This window comes from Gordonia amicalis, assembly GCF_022059885.1.
GTDB lineage: Bacteria > Actinomycetota > Actinomycetes > Mycobacteriales > Mycobacteriaceae > Gordonia > Gordonia amicalis.
This window is the reverse complement of the sequence record NZ_CP091855.1, coordinates 4233205-4251710: the sequence shown is the minus strand read 5'-3', so window position 1 is coordinate 4251710 and position 18506 is coordinate 4233205. Positions and strand designations below refer to the sequence as shown.

The window sequence follows — 18506 nt, the reverse complement described above, 5'->3', positions numbered from 1 at the left end:
CTTTCATCATGCAGCCGTTCACCGAACACACGGGCATTGGCGTCCCGCTGCGCCGCAGCAACGTCGACACCGACCAGATCATCCCGGCCGAATACCTGAAGCGGGTGACCCGCACTGGCTTTGAGGACGGTCTCTTCGCCGGGTGGCGCACCGACCCGGGCTTCATCCTCAACAACGAGCCGTGGAGCAACGGCTCCGTTCTGGTCGCCGGGCCGGACTTCGGCACCGGCTCCTCGCGCGAGCACGCGGTATGGGCGCTGTCCGATTTCGGGTTCCGCGTGGTGATCTCGTCCCGGTTCGCCGACATCTTCCGCGGGAACGCCGGCAAGGCCGGACTGGTCGCCGCCCAGGTCGAACAGTCCGACGTCGAGTTGCTGTGGAAGCGACTCGAGGAGAGCCCCGGGATGGAAATCACGGTGAGCCTTGTCGATAAGAGCGTCACGGCAGGAGACCTCGTGGTGCCGTTGGCAATTGATGACTACACCAGGTGGCGCCTGATTGAGGGTCTCGACGACATCGGATTGACGTTGCGGCAGGTAGACGCGATTTCCGAGTACGAGTCGAAGCGTCCGTCGTTCAAACCGAGGACTCTCGCGGACTGACCGGAGACCCCTCTCGAGGCCGCGCGGACGGTCCGGTCCCGCGACGCGGAGACCCTGTGAGCTGCTATGCGATTTCGCAACACGGCGTCCTAATTGGCGTGGAAGATGGACGTTTTCAAATTCGACGTTTACCGTGTGTGGGTAGCTGGCCGAAAACCGGTCAGATCAGCTTGCGGAGGTACTCATGAACAAGGCGGAGCTCATTGATGAGCTGACCAAGAAGCTCGACGCGGATCGCAAGACTGCGACTGAAGCCGTCGAGCTCGTCGTCGACACGATCGTTCGCGCGGTCAACAAGGGCGAGAGCGTGACGATCACCGGCTTCGGTGTTTTCGAGAAGCGGAAGCGTGCGCCGCGCGTCGCTCGCAATCCGCGCACCGGCGAGACCGTGAAGGTCCGTGCTACTTCGGTTCCCGCGTTCCGTCCGGGTGCTCAGTTCAAGGCCGTCGTGGCCGGCAAGCAGAAGCTCGCCGCCACCGGTCCGGCTGTGAAGCGCGGCAGCGGCACCACGGCGGCCAAGAAGGCTGCTCCGGCCAAGAAGACCGCGGCCAAGAAGGCTGCTCCGGCCAAGAAGACCGCGGCGAAGAAGGCTCCGGCCAAGACCACGGCGGCCAAGAAGACCACCGCGGCAAAGAAGACCACGGCGGCCAAGAAGACCGCGCCGGCCAAGAAGACCACGACCGCGGCGAAGAAGGCCGCTCCGGCCAAGAAGGCTGCTCCGGCCAAGAAGACCGCAGCCAAGAAGGCTCCGGCCAAGAAGGCCGCGGCGAAGAAGGCTCCGGCCAAGAAGTCGACGCGCCGCTGAAGACCGGCCCGGTAGGGCACACCGCTTTTCAGATCAACCCCTGGTGACTTCCCCACCAGGGGTTGATCTGTGTTCGGAGGGACTCTCAGTCGGACGGAAGCGGACTCGCGATGTGATCGGCCGCCACGAGCCGGCCGTCGTGGAGCGAGCACACCCACACGCTGCCCTTGCGGTTCGAGGCCTTCGGCAGGGTGATGCCGTCGCGCTCGGCCCACCAGTCCATCAGCGGTGGGATCACCTTGCCCTGACTGCACACCGCCAGGGTGTCCGGCATTTCGGACGCCAGCTCCCGGATTCGGCGTTGTGCCGCGGTCGGATCCGCGCGATAAACCTCCTCGGAGAGGTCCGGCTCGCTGCAGGACTCGACACCGAGACGGGAGCGTAGCGGCTCCAGTGTCTGCTCACAGCGCACTCGATCCGCGGAGTGGATCCGTTGCGCACCGAAGGCCAGCAGCAGCGGGACGAGCGCCGCTGCCTGGGTGCGACCGAGGGCGTCGAGCGGGCGGAGGCGGTCGTCACCTTTGTAAACAGAGCGCCGCCCCGCCTTGGCGTGGCGCACCAGCAGCAACGTGTGCAGATCGGCCGGCAGTCGCGTGAACTCGCGCAGAATTTCGCGATCCAGGTCATAGCTCAGCGTCTTTCGCGCTTTCTCGACCGTGAGCCAGCGTAATTCGTCGACCTCGTCGTCGGGGGTGAACGCACCGTTGTCGCCTCGCGCGGACCAGTAGCGCACATGCTTGCGCCCCGACCCGAGGTCATAGTGAACATCGCCGAGGTGCCGTCCGAGGACGACGTGTTGCCCCGTCTCCTCGGCGATCTCACGGACCGCGGTGTCGACGAGGGTCTCGCCCGGCTCACCCCTCCCCTTGGGGATGGTCCAGTCGTCGTAGCGCGGCCGATGGACAACGGCGATCTCCAGGTCTTCCGGAGCGGTGGAGCCCGACGTACCCGGCCGCCAGACGACGGCGCCGGCGGCCCACACACTTTTCCGAGGCACCGTCTTCGTCATCGGGAATCGCTGCCCGGATGCGGCGTCAAGGCGGAGCCGGTCACGAATTGATCTCCGGCCGACGACGATTGCGGCGCATCATCTGTCGCTGATGGTCGCGGACCTCCTCGCCCGCGGCAGGGGAGGCCACCCAACTGCCGTCGGTCTGCAGGACCCAGCATCGCGTGCGCGGGTCGAGCGCCGAGGCGAAGATGTCGCCGAGTTCACCGGCGAGGCGCTTGTCGCGCACGTTCACCATCACCTCGATCCGACGATCCAGGTTGCGATGCATCATGTCGGCGCTGCCGATCCAATACTCGTTCTGGGCACCGAAATGCAGGATGCGGGAATGTTCGAGGAACTGGCCGAGGATCGACCGGACGTGGATGTTGTCGCTGACGCCGGCAATCCCCGGACGCAGAGCGCTGATCCCGCGGACCACGACATCGACCGGGACCCCTTCCTGCGAGGCCCGGTACAGCGCGTCGATCACCTGCTCGTCGACCAACGCATTGGCCTTGAGCTGCACGCGAGCGCGGTCGTCGCCCGCGCGGAAGAGTTCGATCTCGCGGTGGATGCGCTCGATGATGCCCGCCCGGATGCCCTGGGGGGCAACGAGGATGTTGCGGTACTCCTTCTTGCGTGAATACCCGGTCAGTGTGTTGAACAGGTCCGTCAGGTCCGCGCCGATGTCGGGGGCGGCGGTGAGCAGGCCCACGTCCTCGTACAGCCGCGCGGTCTTCGGGTTGTAGTTGCCGGTACCGATGTGGCAGTAGCGCTTGATCGTCGAGCCCTCGCGGCGGACCACCAGACATGTCTTGCAGTGCGTCTTGAGCCCCACCAGTCCATAGACGACGTGGACACCGGCCTGCTCGAGTTTGCGCGCCCACTTGATGTTGGCCTGCTCGTCGAAGCGTGCCTTGATCTCCACCAGCGCCACGACCTGTTTGCCCGCCTCGGCGGCATCGATGAGCGCATTGACGATCGGGGAATCACCCGAGGTGCGGTAGAGGGTCTGCTTGATCGCGAGAACCTGTGGGTCGGCCGCCGCCTGTTCGATGAACCGTTGCACGCTCGTGGAGAACGAATCGTACGGGTGATGAACGAGGACGTCGCCCTCGCGCAACGTCGAGAAGACACTCTTGGGTGTCTCGCGCTCGCCGAACGCCGGGTGGGTGGCCGGCACGAACGGACGATCCTTCAGATGCGGCCGATCCAGGTCGTAGATCTCGAAAAGCGATGACAGATCGAGCAGACCGGGCACCTGGATGACATCGGCCGGGTTGACGTCGAGCTCGCGCAGCAACAGCTCGAGCATGTGCTCGCTCATGTCGTCGGCCACCTCGAGACGCACCGGTGAACCGAACCGGCGTCGGGCGAGTTCACGCTCGAGGGCCTGCAGGAGGTCCTCGTCGCGGTCCTCCTCGACCTCGAAATCGGCGTTTCGGGTGATCCGGAAGGCATGATGTTCAACTACTTCCATGCCCGGGAACAACGTGCCGAGATTGGCCGCGATGAGATGTTCCATCGGCAGGAACACCGCGCTCTTCGTGTGCGTCCCGTCGTCCGGGCCGCGGTAGGGCGCGAGCTGATCGACCCGGATGAAGCGGTTCACGTTGTCCGGGACCTTCACTCGGGCGAAGTGCTCGCCGCTCTCGTTGATGTCCTTGACGGTCACCGCGAGATTCAGCGACAGGCCACTGATGTAGGGGAACGGGTGAGCCGGGTCGACCGCGAGCGGGGTGAGGACGGGGAAGACCTCGTCCTGGAAGTAGTCGACCATCCGGGCACGCTGGTCATCGGTGAGCTGTGACCAGGACACGACATAGATGTCGTTGTCGGCCAATGCCGGTCGGACCGAGTCGAGGAAGACGCGGGCGTGACGGTCGGCGATGCTCTGGGTCCGCCCGGCGATGCGCATCAGCTGCTCCCGCGGGGAGAGTCCGTCTGCCGATCGGACCGACAGGCCCGTCTCGTCGCGGCGTTTGAGGCCCGCGACCCGGACCATGAAGAACTCATCGAGGTTGGAGGCGAAGATGGCGAGAAACTTCGCGCGTTCGAGCAACGGCAGCGAGGTGTCCTCGGCGAGTGCCAGCACCCGGGAGTTGAAGTCGAGCCAACTCAATTCTCGGTTGAGATACCGATCCTCGGGCAGGTCCGCGGACTCGTCGGGGACGAGCGTTGCGGCCGGCGGGGCATTGGGGATCGGCGTGGTCGTGACCGTGGCGGTCGTCGATGAGGTGTCGTCGGCAGGGCTCACCCATCAATGATGACCCATACTCGGAGCCCGTGGCATGAGCAGGACCCGTGAACCCCGTCGTCCACGGCACGATGTCCCTGTCGCCGTCACACGACAAGCGGAGTCATGCGGCAGTCACAGACGACGCAGAGCCTCGGCGGTGTGGGGGCCGATGCCGAGTGCGCGTGCGGCGACGAGATCGGTTGCGGTGTCGACGTCTGTGCGCAGATCGATCCACCGGGTGTGTGCGGGGTCGAGTTCGACGGCGCCGGCGGCCCGGTGCGCAGCCGCCGAACCCGGGCCGAATCGAGGTGCGTCGTCGAGAGCACCGGTCTCGTCGGGGAGGAGATTGCCGTGCAGGAGAACCGTGCCGGTACCGTCGCGGTCGGTCAGGAAGCTGAGACGGTGTGCCGGCGCCTCCCGCAGGACCGCGCGCAGCGAATCGCTGGTCGCGGCCGGCAGGTCGGCCTGCACGAACACCAGCCGCGTCGAATCCGGCCATGTCTCACGGGCCCACCGCGCACCGTGGCCGAAGGCGCTGTTGAGGCCCGAACCGGTCGTGGGCGAGTCCACCTCGGGTAGTCCGTGCGTGCCCGCCCGTCGCGCCGCGTCAAGTACCTCGTCGTCCGGACTGACGACCACCACTCTCGAGACGCCGGCACCTCGAAGGGCCTCGACGGTGTCGAGAAACATCGCCAGGACAAGAGAGCCCCGCGTGGTCGGTTCGTCGTGGCCGGTGGCGGCCGACAGCGTGGCCACCAGCCGCGACTTCGCGCGCTGGAGACTCTTGACGGCCAGCACGGCCGCGACCGTCGCCCCGCCGGCCGCGGGGCTCCCCGTGGCGGCGCTGAGGTCGACGCTCATGTCGACGGCGCTGTGGTCCATGCTGACCATCATGGTGCACCGCGCGATGGTGGGTGACATTCCGGGTCGGTCAGCCGGTGCGTGGCATTAGGGTGGGCAGGTAGTCGTTCGGTCCGAAGAGACGGACCCGGGGCAGGAGGAGTGCGGTGCGCGCGGCGGTCATGGGTGCTGGTTCCTGGGGTACGGCGGTGGCGAAAGTCCTCGTGGATGCGGGAACCGAGACGGTCATCTGGGCACGACGCCCGGAACTGGCGGATGCGATCAACTCCGAACACGTGAACCCGAACTATCTGTCGGACATCACGTTGCCCGGCGAGCTGACGGCCACCAGTGACGCGGTGGACGCACTGACAGGTGCAGACATCGTCGTGTGCGGCGTGCCGTCGCAGTCCCTGCGGGAGAACCTGACGCAGTGGACCCCGCACATCGGTTCCGACGCATCGCTCGTGTCGCTGGCCAAAGGCATCGAGACCAGCACGCTGTTGCGGATGAGTGAGGTCATCGCCGAGGTCACCGGCGTCGCCGATGACCGGATCGCCGTGCTCACCGGACCCAACCTCGCGCATGAGGTCGCCGAGGGGCAGCCGGCGGCGACCGTCATCGCAAGCGTCGACGAGTCCCGCGCCGTCACCCTGCAGAGCGCGTTCAGCACCCGCTATTTCCGGCCGTACACCAACACAGACGTCATCGGCTGCGAGATCGGTGGCTCGGCCAAGAACGTGATCGCGCTCGCCTGCGGCATCGCGAGCGGAGTCGGATTCGGTCAGAACACGCTCGCCACGATCATCACGCGCGGCCTTGCGGAGACCATCCGTCTCGGGGTGGCCGTCGGCGCACAGATCGAGACCCTGGCCGGGCTCGCAGGAGTCGGCGATCTGGTCGCGACCTGCTCGTCGCCGCTGTCCCGGAATCGGACCTTCGGAGCCCGACTCGGCGAGGGCGCGACGATGGCCGAAGCGCAGGCGGCCACCAACGGACAGGTCGCCGAGGGTGTGAAGTCGTGTTCGTCGGTGCGCGCGCTCGCCGAGAAGCACCAGGTGCCGATGCCGCTGACCGACGCGGTGCACAAGGTGTGCCATGACGGGCAATCGGTCGCCGACGCGATCAACTCCCTGCTCGGCCGCAGCGCCAAGCCGGAGATCTACCGGGACTGACCTGAAGCGTCAGCCGAAGTCGAGCGGACCGCGTTCGAGCGTCTGGTCGATGAGGCCCGAGATGTCGGTGATCGGACCGTTCCCGGCATTGGACGGAACCCACAGTGCGACGTAGGGACGATGATCGACGCTCACGTAGGCCTGTCCGGAACCGTCGACGGTGTCGGTGATGAACCACTGCACACCGGCCCGGCCGGCCGCGTGGATCTCCTGCAGGTTGCTCGTCGGGGACAGCTCGGCCGGCCGCGTCACGCCGCAGCGCAGCGTCAGGTCGTCGCCGGACGCTTCCGCGGGCCAGGTCGCGCGGTCCCCGGAGATCTCCTTGTCGCCGAATCCTTCGAACCGCTGGGGCGCCGCGTCGAGCAGACGCGTGCAGTCCGCAGACGCGCTGCCGTCCGAGGCGTATGACTCGACGGGGTTCACCGTCTCGGGCCGCAACGCGGCGAAAGCGATGAAGCCCGCGATCACCATCACCGGGATGGCGACGAGAGTCGCGATGAGCGCGGGACTCAGGCGGGAGCCGGCACCATACCGTTCGTCGACCGCAGGGTCCTCCGGGCCGGCGAGGTCACCGGCCGCCGGATCGTCCGCCTTGTCGTTCTCGGGATCCTGAGGGGTGTCATCCGAACCTGCTGACGTCACGCCACCACCCTAGGAGCCGGCCGCGTCCCGGCCGAAGCCGGGACCGGCAAACCCGACTCAGCGGGTGTGGTCGACCACCGGGCAGGTCAAGGTGCGGGTGATCCCGGCTACCTTCTGGATCTGGGGAACCACACTCTCGGTGAGCTGCGTGGCATCGGCGGCATCCACCCGGACGATCACGTCATAAGGTCCGCTGACCTCTTCGGATGAGGCGACCCCCGAGATCTCGGCGATGGTCGCCGCCGCGAGGGCGGCCCGACCGACCTCGGTCTGGATCAGTATGTACGCCTGAACCACGGGCATCCTCTCCGTTTGTGCCCCCATCGCCGACACGGGTTCGAATCCGGCGGCAGTGGGCGCTGCGCGGCGAACACCGTTCGCCGTGAGCCCAATACACTGTGGCACACATTGTCACCGACAATCCCGTTCGCGCGCGACTCGACGGGGACCCGACGAGAGTGAGACCGGACAAGTGACCTCCGACGACGTCGGCACCGAGCGCCTCGACATTGTCGACACCGACCACACCGACTCTGTCGACACCGACCACACCGACACCGTGGGGGAGATCGGTGAGCGTGCGGTGATCGCCGCGCTCACCGCAGCGGCGACCGCGGCCGGACCCGCCGACGACATCGTGATCGGCTCGGGCGACGACGCGGCCGTCCTCGAGATCGGCGGGTCGGCGGTGATCAGCACCGACACGGTCGTCGAGGGACGGCATTTCCGGTTCGACTGGTCGACGCCGCAGCAGGTCGGGGCGCGGGCGGTGGTCCAGAGTTCGGCCGACGTCGCCGCGATGGGCGGCCGGACGACCGGGCTCGTGGTGTCCATCGCCTGCCCGTCGGCCACTCCCGTGAGCGTCGTCCTCGACCTCAACGACGGAGTCGTGGGCGCCGCACATGCCCTGGGCGCACGGGTTCTCGGTGGTGACCTGGTCGCCGCGGAGCAGGTGGTGGTGAGCGTCACCGCCGTCGGGGCGCTCGAAGGTCGCCGGCCGGTCTCGCTGGGTGGTGCCCGCAGCGGCGATGTCCTCGCGGTGAGTGGTCCGCTGGGCGCCAGTGCAGCCGGTCTGGCGGTGTTGTCGACCCCGGGCATCGACGAGTCACTGTGGTCGGAAGTCGTTGCTCTGCATCGTGTTCCGATGCCCGACCTGAGCCAGGGGCCCGTCGCGGCCGCGGCCGGAGCGCATGCGATGACCGACATCTCCGACGGGCTCGTCGAAGAACTGATCACCATGTCGCGTGCCGCGCAGTTGGCGATGGCCGTCGAGGTCGACGCGGTGCCGCGGCGTCCCGATCTGGCCCCACTGGCCACAGAACTCGGTGTCGAGGTGGACGAATGGGTGCTGACCGGCGGTGAGGATCACCACCTTCTCGCCGCCTTCGACGTCACGTCCGTGCCCGACGGCTGGACGGTGATCGGGTCGGTCCGGGAGGCCTCTTCGCCGACACCAGAGGTGTGGGTCGACGGCCGGCGCGTCGGCGGACCGGACGGGCCCGATCTACACGGGTGGCAGTCGTTCGCCGTTCCGCGCGGATGATCCGACGGACCGTGCGGTTCCGCCACCGGAATCGCCCCGCTCCATGACACTGTGGACATGGTCTCGCGATCGGATGCCGCCGACGACGCATCGTCGTCGATCCTTCTCGCGACCGTCGTCAATCCGGCCGGACTGACGCTGGCGAAGACGGTCACTCCCGAACGAGTGCCGGCGTTCGCGTCGGCGGGTCTCGGGGCCAGCCCGTCATGGCATGCGTTCGCGATCGATCAGACCGGTATCGCGTTCAGCGACGAGGTCGGAGTGGTGGGGGATCAGCGCATCCGGATCGATCTCGACGCCCGGGTGGTGGTCGACCCGACCTTGAGCTGGGCACCCGGAGAGTTCTTCGGCCTCACGGGTGATCCGGTGCCGCAGTGCGCTCGCGGCACACTGCGTCGCGTCGTCGCCGATCTCGCCGACGCCGGACTGCACGCCATGGTGGGTCACGAACTCGAGTTCGTGCTCGTCGCATCGGACGGGACGCCGCTGCCGTCCGCCCTGTGGACGCCGTACGGTGCGGTCGGCCTCGTCGAACTCGAGGGGTTCGTCCGGGATGTCCTCATCTCGTGTCGGGCCGCGGGGATCATCGTCGAACAGTTTCATCCCGAACACGCGCGCTGGCAGTTCGAGGTGTCACTCGGTCCGTCCGACCCCATCACCGCGGCCGATCGACTCGTGCTCACCCGAATCCTGATCGGACGGCTCGCCCGCAAACACGGTCTGCGTGCCAGCTTTTCACCCAAACCGTTCGTGGACGAGGCGGGATGCGGTGCCCATCAGCACATCTCGCTGCACCGCGGTGATCGGCCACTGCTGTCCGGGGGAACCGGGGTCGCCGGGATGACGCCCGACGGCGAGCGCGCGGTCGCGGGCATCCTCGACGCGATCCTCGAGCTGCAGGGTGTGCTGTGTGGATCGGTGGTGTCCGGGCTGCGCATGCTGCCCGGGCAGTGGGCCGGCGCCCACGCCTGCTGGGGTGTGGAGAACCGCGAAGCGGCGGTGCGACTGGTCCGTGCGGATGCGGTGGACATCGCGAGTGTCGTTGGTACGCAAGAGGATGCTCCGGGAACGCGGGGTCGGGGCGCCAATGTCGAGGTGAAGATCATCGATCCGTCCGCAAACGTCTACTTCGCCACCGCGGCCATCCTGGGCGCGGCCGCGGCCGGGATCGAACGCAGGGCCACCCTGCCGCCCGAGGTCGGCGTCGATCCCCGCACCCGCCCACTGGGTGAGCGAAGGCCGCTGTCCACCGATCAAGGTGAGGTCGTCGACCGGATGGAGGTGTCCCCGCTGCTTCGCGGGATCCTCGGCGACCCCGCGGTCGACGCACTCGTGGCGGTCCGGCGGTACGAGGTCACCCATTTCCCCGATCACACCCCCGAGACACTGACCGAGCGGTTCCGGCTGGCCTGGAGCGTGTGACCGGCGCGGGTGGGCACGGGTCGGTATCTGCACGTGGCTAGAGTCTCCGTATGGCGATCTACGCACTCGACGACCGCGTGCCCGTCCTGGGCGACGAGACCTATGTCCACCCCGACGCGGTGGTGATCGGAGCCGTCACGCTCGGCGACGGTGTCTCGGTGTGGCCGGGGGCCGTTCTGCGGGGCGACTACGGCACCATCACCATCGGTGAGCGCAGCAACATCCAGGACGGCACGGTCATCCACTGCACAGTCTTCGAGCCGACCGTGATCGGCGCGCGGTGCGTGGTCGGACACAATGCGCACATCGAGGGTGCGACCATCGGCGACGACTGTCTCATCGCCTCCGGCTCGGTGGTCCTGAACGGGTCGACGATCGGCAGCGGTGCGATCGTCGGGGCAGGGGCCGTCGTCCCGTTCAAATTCGACGTGCCGCCGCGTCGTATGGCACTCGGTGTGCCCGCGCGACTACGGGAGAACTACGAGGTCCCCGAGGGACACACCGAACTCAACAGCGAGATGTACTTCCAGAACGCCAAGTACTACCGCGAATCGCTGCGGCGACTCGACTGACACACATGATCCACCGATGGGACTGATGGGGAGACCGGAGTGACCGCACCGACCAAACCGCTCGCCGAGATCATCGACCCCGGCTGGGCCGAGGCCCTGGCCCCGGTCGAGCCGATCATCACCGAGATGGGCCGGTTCCTGCGCAACGAGATCGCCGAGGGCCGCCGCTATCTGCCCGCCGGACAACACATCCTGCGGGCCTTCACCCGGCCGATCGACGACGTGCGGGTGCTCATCGTCGGGCAGGACCCGTACCCGACCCCGGGGCATGCTGTCGGCCTGAGCTTCTCCGTGGCCCCCGACGTGCGTCCGATTCCGCGGTCCTTGGCCAACATCTACACCGAGTACTGTTCGGATCTCGGGTATCCGATGCCGACCAACGGAGATCTCACCCCGTGGGCCGACAACGGCGTCCTGTTGCTGAACCGGGTGCTGACGGTCGCGCCGGGGGAGCCCGCATCTCACCGCAAGAAGGGCTGGGAAGCGGTCACCGAATGCGCGATCAAGGCGCTTGTCGCCCGTGACGAACCGCTCGTCGCGATCCTGTGGGGCAAGGATGCGGCCGGGCTTCAGGAGTGGTTGCCGGACGTCCCGGCCATCGTCTCGGCACACCCGTCGCCGCTGTCGGCGTCGCGCGGCTTCTTCGGTTCGCGGCCGTTCAGCCGGGCCAACGAAGAACTCGCCGATCTCGGCGCCGATCCGGTGGACTGGCGGCTGCCCTGAGTTCCGCTCTCGTCTCCGAGAGAACCCGGGACAACCACCCATCTCAGGGAGCGGTGGCCTACTCGGTAAGCCGAGAAGATCAGCGCGTCTTGCCGAAGTCCGGCGCGCGCTTGCCGACGAACGCGTCGACGCCTTCGATGCCCTCGGCGAGGCCGGACCGTTCGGAGATGGAACGTCCCTCGATGGTGAGCTGTTCGATCAGCGAGTTCTCCGACGACACGGCCAGCAGGCGTTTGGTGCCGGAGTCGGCGGAGCGGGGCCCTGCCGCGATCGTCTCGGCGTTGGCGCGGGCCACGGTCTCGACGTCCTCGTCGGCGACGATCTCCGACAGGATTCCCCAGTTCAGCGCGTCGTCGGCGGAGAGGACGCGGTCGGTGAGGATGATCTGGCGTGCCCGCGCGGCGCCGACCGCGCGGGGAAGGGTCCAGGTGAGCCCGCCGTCGGGGGTGAGTCCGATGCCGCGGTAGGCGGGACGGAGTTTGGAGGAGGTGCCGCCGATGGCGACGTCGGCGTGCAGCACCAGCGACATGCCGGCACCGGCAGCCCAGCCCTTGGCGGCGGCGACAACCGGGACCTCGGCCTCGTAGAGGGCGTTGACAAAGGCGTGGAAGTTGTCGGCGATCAGACGCAGATAGGTGGGTCGATCGTCGGCGGCGGCGAAGGCCCGCACGTTGCCGCCGGCGCAGAAGTTCTTGCCCGCACCGACGAGGAGCACCGCGCCGACGTCGCGACGACCGCGTGCCACCTCGCGCAGCGCCTGGGTGCCCGCGGCGATCCCGTCGTCGTCGAGTGAGTTGCCCGCGCCCGCAGCCGACACCGCGATCGTCAGGACGCCGTTGGCCTCACTCACGGGAGCCGACGCGTCGGGCTGGGGGGTTTCGGTGGTGGGGATTGCGTGGAAGTCATGCGCGGAACATTATCTCGCACACACCAAAGACCCGACGCCGGGGAGCTTACGCTCGGTGGCATCGGGTCTCGTGCTCTCGAACCCCATCACCCGCGTACGGGTGATGACGATCAGACAGCTGCGGTCTTGCCGGCCTTCAGGCAGGAGGTGCAGACGTTCTTGCGCTTGCGGTTGCCCGGGGCGACCTCGACGCGAACAGACTGGATGTTCGGGTTCCAGCGGCGGTTGGTACGGCGGTGCGAGTGAGACACCGACTTGCCGAAGCCCGGGCCCTTGCCGCAAATGTCGCAGACGGCAGCCATCGTCGAACTCCCTTGATAGATGAATATGGTCTCGTGGTCAGCCTCGCGGATCGGCACCACCGGAAGTGTGCGCGTGGACCGAAAGGCAACCCTGCAAGGATAACCAGCTCGGGTGGGCGTGGCCAAATCCGGGTCGCGGTGCCCCGCCTCGAGGCGCGGACGTCTCCGGGTCGTCGGGGACGCCGAGTAACCTTGCACACATCCTTCCAGACCGTCCCCTCGGCCCGCGGCGCAGCCCCGTCGTATGCCCAGGTCAGAGCGAGAAAGAGTCACCGCGTGATCGCCCGCACCATCAACCCGCAGCTGCTGCGTGACTGGGCCCGTGTCTGTGTCGACCAGCTCGAGGATCTGCGAGGCGAGATCAACGACCTCAACGTCTTCCCGATCCCGGACTCGGACACCGGCAGCAACATGCTGTTCACCATGCGGGCGGCTGCGGACGCCGCCGAGGCCGCACCGGACGACGCGTCGTTGCCGCAGGTCGCCCGCGCGATGGCCGACGGTGCGGTGGCGCAGGCACGCGGCAACTCGGGCATCATCCTGTCGCAGGTCCTCGTCGGCCTGGCCGACGGCGCCGAGATCCTCGGCGACACCGAATCCCTGACCTTCGGTGATCTGGCGACGCTCGGCCTCCGCCTCGGGTCGCTCGCCGCGACCCGCGCGGTCAGCGAACCGCGCGAGGGAACGGTGCTGACCCTGGTTCGAGTGGCCGCCGAGGCGGCCGCCGCACATGAGAAGGAGACCGCCGCCGACATCGTCCGCGCCGTCGCCGACGACTGCGCCGAGGCGCTCGAACGTACGCCGGAGCAGTTGTCGGTCCTCGCCTCCGCGGGGGTCGTCGACGCAGGCGGACGCGGGTTCCTCGTGATCGTCGATGCCATGGTCCGGGTGATCACCGGGGTGGCCAACCGCCGGCGCCGTTACCGGGGCATCCTCACCGACAGCACGACCCTCGGACACGGGGTCGACGACGCCTGCGTGGAGAGCAGCGATCAGGACTTCGAGGTGATGTACCTGCTCGACGGCGCGGCGGGTGAACAGATCGCCGAACTCCGCGAGCGTCTGAACGAACTGGGCGACGCCGTGGTCATCGTCGGCGACAGCTCGAGCGGCGAGGGCGAGCGCTTCTCCGTCCACGTCCACACCTGTGAGCCCGGTCCCGCGGTGGAGGCCGGCGCGGGACTCGGCCGGCTCTCGGATGTCCGCATCAGCTGCTTCGCGCTCGATGCCATTCGCGCACAAGTCGATTCGAGCGAACCTCCGCCGCGGCACAAGCGTGCCGTGGTGGCGGTGGCGCTCGGCGACGGTGCGGCCGACCTCTTCGCCGAGGCCGGGGCGACCGTGCTGCGCGCCGACGGCGGGCTGACCGCACAGGCCTTGGGACGGTCGATCCGCGACACCGACAGTGCCCACGTGGTGGTCATGGCCAACGGCGCGTTGAGTTCTCAGGATCTCGTCACCGTCACCACCGAAGTGCGTTCGACGCAGCGTTCGGTGCTGATGCTCCCGACGTCGTCGATGACCCAGTGCCTGGCGGCGCTCGCGGTGCACGATCCGAGTGAGACCCCCGACATCGACGCCTATGCGATGGCCGAGGCCGCCGCCGGTGCGCGGTGGGGGTCCCTGCAGCTCGCGACCACGAAGATGATGACGCTGGCCGGGATGTCGGACGTCGGTGACGTCCTCGGGCTCATCGGCGACGACGTCCTGGTGGTGGCGCCCGACCAGACCTCGGCTGGAACCGCCCTGATCGACCTGATGCTCGCGACCGGTGGTGAGCTGGTGACCGTGCTCGCCGGCACCGCCGTCGACGAGTCCGCGCTGGAGGCCGTCGCGGAACAGATGCGCCGCAGCTACCCGGGTATCGAACTCGCGGTCTACCGCACCGGGCAGCGCAGCGATCTGCTGCAGGTGGGTGTCGAGTGACCGAACTGGCGCTGGCGGATTCGCTGTCCGACGTTCTCGGCCCTAAGCCGGCGGAGAAGCTCGCCGCACTCGGCGTGACCACCGTCGGCGAACTGCTGCGCTACACGCCCCGTCGCTACATCCGCCGTGGTCTCGTGGCCGACCATCAGCGGCCCGAACCCGGCGAGTGGCTGACCATCGTCGGCCGGATCACCAAGTCCGATCTGATCCAGATGAAGAGCCGCCGTGGACAGTTCCTGAAGGTCAAGGTCACCGACGAGAACGAGGTCTACGAGGCGAGCTTCTTCAATCCGAAGTTCATCAGGCATCAGCTGCGCCCGGGTGCCCGGGTGATGATGGCCGGTACGGTCAAGTACTTCCGCGAGCAGATCCAGTTGTCCCACCCGGAGTGGATGATCCTGCCCGACGGCGATCCCGAGATCGATCACGTCGTCGGCTCCAAGATGCTGACCGAGATGTACGCGATCGAGGAGGAGGTCACCCGGGAACATGGCGGTGCGCATCCGTTGGTCGCGATGTTCGACCGCGAGATCCTCCCGATGTATCCGGCCACCAAAGACGTACAGACCTGGGACATCCTGGGCGCCGTGCGGCGGGTGCTGGACCATTGCGCGCCGATCCCCGACGCGCTGACCGACGCGCAGCGCCGGGAACGCGGACTGGTCTCCACCGACGAGGCGATCCGCAAGATCCACCTACCCGACTCCGAGGACGATGTGAAGGTCGCCTCGCATCGGCTGAAGTTCGACGAGGCGCTGGCGATCCAGACGGTGCTCGCACAGCGACGGCTCGCGGGCCGCAGTGAAGCGGCTCCGCCGTGCCCGCATGTGCCCGGCGGTCTCGAGGACAAGCTGCGGGAGCGTCTTCCGTTCACGCTCACCGAGGGGCAGCTCGCGGTGGGGGAGGAACTCGCCGAGGACCTGGCTCTGGCGCAACCGATGTCGCGGCTGCTGCAGGGTGAGGTCGGTTCCGGTAAGACCCTCGTCTCGCTGCTCGCGATGCTGCGGGTCGTCGACAACGGATACCAGTGCGCGATCCTCGCACCCACCGAAGTGCTTGCGGCGCAGCATCACCGAACGATGAAGAAGATGCTGGGTGACCTGGCCGAGGGTGGTGAGCTGACCGCGGCCGAGGGGGCGACCCGTATCGCCCTGCTGACCGGATCGATGAAGACCAAAGGCCGGCGCGAGACGCTGCTCGACGTGGTCACCGGCTCGGCGGGCATCGTCATCGGTACGCACGCCCTGCTGGAGGAGAAGGTCGAGTTCTTCGACCTCGGCCTCGTGGTGATCGACGAACAACACCGGTTCGGTGTCGAACAGCGTGATGTGTTGCGCGGCAAGGGGCGTGACGGCCGTATCCCGCACTTCCTGGTGATGACCGCGACGCCGATCCCGCGCACCGTCGCGATGACCGCCTTCGGCGATCTCGAGACGTCGGTCCTGCGCGAGTTGCCGCGCGGCCGCCAGCCGATCTCGACGTCGGTGGTCCCGATGGGCAGGCAGAACTGGGTCGACCGGGTGTGGTCACGTGCCAACGAGGAGATCGACGCCGGCCGACAGGTCTACGTCGTGTGCTCGCGCATCGGCGACGACGACGCCCCGGAACCCGCAGCCGACGACGACGAGAAGGGTCCGAAGACCACGTCGGTCGTCGAGCAGTACGAGGCTCTCGTGGCCGGTCCGTTCGCGCATCGGCGAGTCGAGATGTTGCACGGTCGCCTGGCGCCCGAGGAGAAGAACGCGATCATGGACGCGTTCGGACGGGGCGAGGTCGATGTCCTGGTGTCCACCACCGTCATCGAGGTCGGTGTGGACGTGCCGAACGCGACCACGATGGTGATCGTCGACGCCGAACGGTTCGGGGTGAGCCAGCTTCATCAGCTGCGTGGACGTGTCGGTCGTGGCCAGCACGCCGGCCTGTGTCTGCTGATGACGCACAGCAAGGACATCTCCCAATCGATGCAGCGTCTGCGTGCCGTGGCGGGGTCCAACGACGGCTTCGAACTGGCCCGTGTGGACCTCGAACAACGCCGCGAAGGTGACCTGCTCGGGTCGCTGCAGTCCGGCGTCAACACCTCGCTGCGGTTCCTGTCCTTGCTCGAGGACGTGGAGGTCATCGAGGATGCGCGCGGACTCGCCGAGGACGTGGTGAGCGAGGACATCACGCTTCTGCACCACCGCCCGCTCGCGGACCTCGTCGACGGGATTCTGGTGCCGCAGAAGATCGCGTATCTCGACAAGTCCTGACCGTCGGCTGATCCCGCCGTCGTGTTTCCCTCACGCCGAGCAGATCCGGTCAGCGCGAAGGAAACCGCCCATCGCGAGGTGAACCGCTGCGCGGAAACAGGTTTCACGTTTCGTGGAACCTCGCCGCCCGGCGCTGCGTCAAAGTCCCATGGTCCTCCGCGACGCGACGTTCCGATCGCCGACGCTCCGGCGGCTCCGCATGCGGGTGCGGTGGATCGCCTGGAAGTCATCGGCATCGGGGTCGTGGTCGGCCCGACAGTGGTCGCTGCTGGTCTTCGCGGTCGTCACGGCGATCGTGGTCGCGGTGGGATCAGGTGGATTCGGTCCGCAGTCCGACATCGACTCGCGAGTGCGGACGCTGGCGCGAGAAGCTCTGGCGCGCTTGGCGTCCATCCCCGTGCACGCACAGCGTCCCGACCGCGACGACTACGACCGAAGCGCGTTCGGCGCGGCGTGGACGGATGCGGTGGCCGTGGCCGGGGGTGGCAACGGATGCGACACCCGCAACGACATCCTGGCCCGAGATCTACAGGACATCCGGGCGGGACCGGTGTCGAGTTGTCCGCGCGCGGTTCTCGCGGGGGAGTTCCGGAGCCCGTACAGCGGCGAGTTCGTGGTGTTCCGCCGCGACCGCAACGCGTCGAGTGTGCAGATCGACCACATCGTGCCGCTGGCCTACGCATGGGACATGGGTGCGTGGTCGTGGGAACTCGGCCGACGACTGAGCTTCGCCAACGACCCGGCCAACCTCGTCGCCGTCGACGGCCCCTCGAATCAGGACAAGAGTGACTCCGAACCGGGCCGGTGGATGCCACCGGTCCGCGGGTTCTGGTGCCAGTACGCGATCCAGTTCGTGATGGTCAGCGCGACATACGGTTTGACGGTCGATGCCGAATCGCGTGAGGTGCTGACCGACGCGTTGCGGTGCGGACAGTGAGGCGGCGAGCTCAGGCCGAGAACGTCGGTTTGCCTCCGGTGGGCCGTTTGAGCTGCGAGAAGGCAGACGTGGCCCCGAGCGTGACGATCGCGGAGTAGAGGGCCTCGGCCTCGTCACCGGTCGGGATGTCGGAGAGCACCGGGCCGAAGAAGTGGGTTCCGTTGATCCCGGTGATCGGGCTGCCGCCGGTCTCGCCCAGGACATCCTGACTGCGTTGGTGCGCTGTCCTCAGGGCATCGTCGAACGAGTCGTCGTCCATGGCCTCGGCCAGTTCACCGGGGAGTCCGGCCTCGACGAGGATCTCCGAGACGACCGCGGGGGTCATCTCGTCGCCCGCGTGGTGAAAACGCCGGCCGACCGCCGAGTAGAGGGGCCCGATCGCGTCCGCGCCGTTCTTCGCGACGGCGGCCATGAACACCCGGCCGAGCCGGCGGGAGGTGTCCAGTTGCCGTCGCTGCTGGTCCGATGCGGGTTCCCGATCCTCGTTGAGGACGGCCAGACTCATGACGTGCCAGTCGACCGAGTCATCGTGTCTCCCGGCCTGGTCGGCGAGCCACCGCGATGCGGCCCACGCGAAGGGACACACCGGATCGAAGTAGAAGTCGAAGCGGTTCATGACAACTCCTGTCGT

General features: G+C 67.7%; 18 protein-coding genes. 10 read left to right on the top strand and 8 right to left on the bottom strand.

Features of this window, described 5'->3' with window-relative positions; all coding sequences use genetic code 11:
* Positions 1 to 8: 8 nt before the first annotated feature.
* Both leuD and IHQ52_RS19535 read left to right on the top strand, forming a co-directional pair.
* Complete coding sequence (gene leuD, locus IHQ52_RS19540) at positions 9 to 602, top strand: 3-isopropylmalate dehydratase small subunit (RefSeq protein ID WP_006434793.1); 594 nt, start codon at positions 9 to 11, stop codon at positions 600 to 602.
* A gap of 184 nt (positions 603 to 786) precedes the next feature.
* Positions 787 to 1407 (top strand): HU family DNA-binding protein, encoded by a 621-nt coding sequence (locus tag IHQ52_RS19535; RefSeq protein ID WP_024500519.1) that lies wholly within the window; start codon positions 787 to 789, stop codon positions 1405 to 1407.
* An 85-nt stretch (positions 1408 to 1492) separates the two neighbouring features.
* Here the strand turns inward: IHQ52_RS19535 and IHQ52_RS19530 are convergent, their stop codons facing one another.
* The 3 genes from IHQ52_RS19530 to cofC form a co-directional block, all read right to left on the bottom strand.
* Positions 1493 to 2416 carry an NUDIX hydrolase gene (locus tag IHQ52_RS19530; protein ID WP_024500518.1) on the bottom strand — a complete coding sequence of 308 codons (924 nt, stop codon included), beginning with the start codon at positions 2414 to 2416 and terminating at the stop codon, positions 1493 to 1495.
* Between the two features lie 40 nt (positions 2417 to 2456).
* Positions 2457 to 4655: an RNA degradosome polyphosphate kinase gene (locus IHQ52_RS19525; RefSeq protein ID WP_006434796.1), complete on the bottom strand. Its 2199-nt coding sequence runs from the start codon at positions 4653 to 4655 to the stop codon at positions 2457 to 2459.
* 114 nt (positions 4656 to 4769) lie between these two features.
* Entirely contained in the window at positions 4770 to 5519 is a 750-nt protein-coding gene (gene cofC, locus IHQ52_RS19520) for a 2-phospho-L-lactate guanylyltransferase (RefSeq protein ID WP_006434797.1), read from the bottom strand.
* A 125-nt stretch (positions 5520 to 5644) separates the two neighbouring features.
* Between cofC and IHQ52_RS19515 the strand changes: the two genes are divergently transcribed.
* Positions 5645 to 6652 carry an NAD(P)H-dependent glycerol-3-phosphate dehydrogenase gene (locus IHQ52_RS19515; protein WP_024500517.1) on the top strand — a complete coding sequence of 336 codons (1008 nt, stop codon included), beginning with the start codon at positions 5645 to 5647 and terminating at the stop codon, positions 6650 to 6652.
* A gap of 9 nt (positions 6653 to 6661) precedes the next feature.
* Here the strand turns inward: IHQ52_RS19515 and IHQ52_RS19510 are convergent, their stop codons facing one another.
* Both IHQ52_RS19510 and IHQ52_RS19505 read right to left on the bottom strand, forming a co-directional pair.
* On the bottom strand, positions 6662 to 7294 hold the full coding sequence (locus tag IHQ52_RS19510) for a DUF3515 domain-containing protein (protein WP_006434799.1): 633 nt from the start codon (positions 7292 to 7294) through the stop codon (positions 6662 to 6664).
* A 57-nt stretch (positions 7295 to 7351) separates the two neighbouring features.
* Positions 7352 to 7597, bottom strand: coding sequence for an Lrp/AsnC ligand binding domain-containing protein (locus tag IHQ52_RS19505; protein WP_006434800.1), 246 nt, complete (start codon positions 7595 to 7597; stop codon positions 7352 to 7354).
* 205 nt (positions 7598 to 7802) lie between these two features.
* On the opposite strand from IHQ52_RS19505, the gene IHQ52_RS19500 reads away from it, so the two are divergent.
* From IHQ52_RS19500 to IHQ52_RS19485, 4 genes are read left to right on the top strand one after another with little or no spacing between them, the layout of a single operon-like run.
* Positions 7803 to 8837: a thiamine-phosphate kinase gene (locus tag IHQ52_RS19500; protein ID WP_051349696.1), complete on the top strand. Its 1035-nt coding sequence runs from the start codon at positions 7803 to 7805 to the stop codon at positions 8835 to 8837.
* A 57-nt stretch (positions 8838 to 8894) separates the two neighbouring features.
* Positions 8895 to 10259, top strand: a complete 1365-nt coding sequence (locus IHQ52_RS19495) for a type I glutamate--ammonia ligase (protein ID WP_051349695.1) — start codon at positions 8895 to 8897, stop codon at positions 10257 to 10259.
* Positions 10260 to 10309: 50 nt separating this feature from the next.
* Positions 10310 to 10831, top strand: a complete 522-nt coding sequence (locus IHQ52_RS19490; RefSeq protein ID WP_006434803.1) for a gamma carbonic anhydrase family protein — start codon at positions 10310 to 10312, stop codon at positions 10829 to 10831.
* Positions 10832 to 10870: 39 nt separating this feature from the next.
* Positions 10871 to 11554 carry a uracil-DNA glycosylase gene (locus tag IHQ52_RS19485; protein ID WP_024500515.1) on the top strand — a complete coding sequence of 228 codons (684 nt, stop codon included), beginning with the start codon at positions 10871 to 10873 and terminating at the stop codon, positions 11552 to 11554.
* 79 nt (positions 11555 to 11633) lie between these two features.
* Here the strand turns inward: IHQ52_RS19485 and IHQ52_RS19480 are convergent, their stop codons facing one another.
* The gene (locus IHQ52_RS19480; protein WP_191834454.1) at positions 11634 to 12404 is read right to left on the bottom strand and encodes an enoyl-CoA hydratase-related protein; all 771 of its coding nucleotides are present in this window, start codon (positions 12402 to 12404) and stop codon (positions 11634 to 11636) included.
* Between the two features lie 167 nt (positions 12405 to 12571).
* The gene (gene rpmB / locus IHQ52_RS19475) at positions 12572 to 12763 is read right to left on the bottom strand and encodes a 50S ribosomal protein L28 (RefSeq protein ID WP_004023092.1); all 192 of its coding nucleotides are present in this window, start codon (positions 12761 to 12763) and stop codon (positions 12572 to 12574) included.
* A gap of 276 nt (positions 12764 to 13039) precedes the next feature.
* Here rpmB and IHQ52_RS19470 point away from each other — a divergent pair, with 276 nt between their 5' ends.
* The 3 genes from IHQ52_RS19470 to IHQ52_RS19460 all read left to right on the top strand — a co-directional run bounded on the left by IHQ52_RS19470 (position 13040) and on the right by IHQ52_RS19460 (position 17875).
* Positions 13040 to 14689, top strand: coding sequence for a DAK2 domain-containing protein (locus IHQ52_RS19470; RefSeq protein WP_024500514.1), 1650 nt, complete (start codon positions 13040 to 13042; stop codon positions 14687 to 14689).
* Complete coding sequence (gene recG, locus IHQ52_RS19465; RefSeq protein ID WP_024500513.1) at positions 14686 to 16938, top strand: ATP-dependent DNA helicase RecG; 2253 nt, start codon at positions 14686 to 14688, stop codon at positions 16936 to 16938. Before IHQ52_RS19470 ends, recG begins: the two co-directional genes overlap by 4 nt.
* A 148-nt stretch (positions 16939 to 17086) precedes the next feature.
* The gene (locus IHQ52_RS19460) at positions 17087 to 17875 is read left to right on the top strand and encodes an HNH endonuclease family protein (RefSeq protein ID WP_024500512.1); all 789 of its coding nucleotides are present in this window, start codon (positions 17087 to 17089) and stop codon (positions 17873 to 17875) included.
* 10 nt (positions 17876 to 17885) lie between these two features.
* On the opposite strand, the gene IHQ52_RS19455 is transcribed toward IHQ52_RS19460, so the two are convergent.
* Positions 17886 to 18491: a mycothiol-dependent nitroreductase Rv2466c family protein gene (locus IHQ52_RS19455; protein ID WP_006434809.1), complete on the bottom strand. Its 606-nt coding sequence runs from the start codon at positions 18489 to 18491 to the stop codon at positions 17886 to 17888.
* Positions 18492 to 18506: the final 15 nt, after the last annotated feature.

Excerpts from the sequence above, each read along its gene's own strand:
- IHQ52_RS19460 (WP_024500512.1), top strand. The coding sequence starts at position 17,087 with ATGGTCCTCCGCGACGCGACGTTCCGATCGCCGACGCTCCGGCGGCTC.
- IHQ52_RS19535 (WP_024500519.1), top strand. The coding sequence starts at position 787 with ATGAACAAGGCGGAGCTCATTGATGAGCTGACCAAGAAGCTCGACGCG.
- IHQ52_RS19505 (WP_006434800.1), bottom strand. The coding sequence starts at position 7,597 with ATGCCCGTGGTTCAGGCGTACATACTGATCCAGACCGAGGTCGGTCGG.
- IHQ52_RS19530 (WP_024500518.1), bottom strand. The coding sequence starts at position 2,416 with ATGACGAAGACGGTGCCTCGGAAAAGTGTGTGGGCCGCCGGCGCCGTC.
- IHQ52_RS19495 (WP_051349695.1), top strand. The coding sequence starts at position 8,895 with ATGGTCTCGCGATCGGATGCCGCCGACGACGCATCGTCGTCGATCCTT.
- rpmB (WP_004023092.1), bottom strand. The coding sequence starts at position 12,763 with ATGGCTGCCGTCTGCGACATTTGCGGCAAGGGCCCGGGCTTCGGCAAG.
- leuD (WP_006434793.1), top strand. The coding sequence starts at position 9 with ATGCAGCCGTTCACCGAACACACGGGCATTGGCGTCCCGCTGCGCCGC.
- IHQ52_RS19490 (WP_006434803.1), top strand. The coding sequence starts at position 10,310 with ATGGCGATCTACGCACTCGACGACCGCGTGCCCGTCCTGGGCGACGAG.
- cofC (WP_006434797.1), bottom strand. The coding sequence starts at position 5,519 with ATGGACCACAGCGCCGTCGACATGAGCGTCGACCTCAGCGCCGCCACG.
- IHQ52_RS19455 (WP_006434809.1), bottom strand. The coding sequence starts at position 18,491 with ATGAACCGCTTCGACTTCTACTTCGATCCGGTGTGTCCCTTCGCGTGG.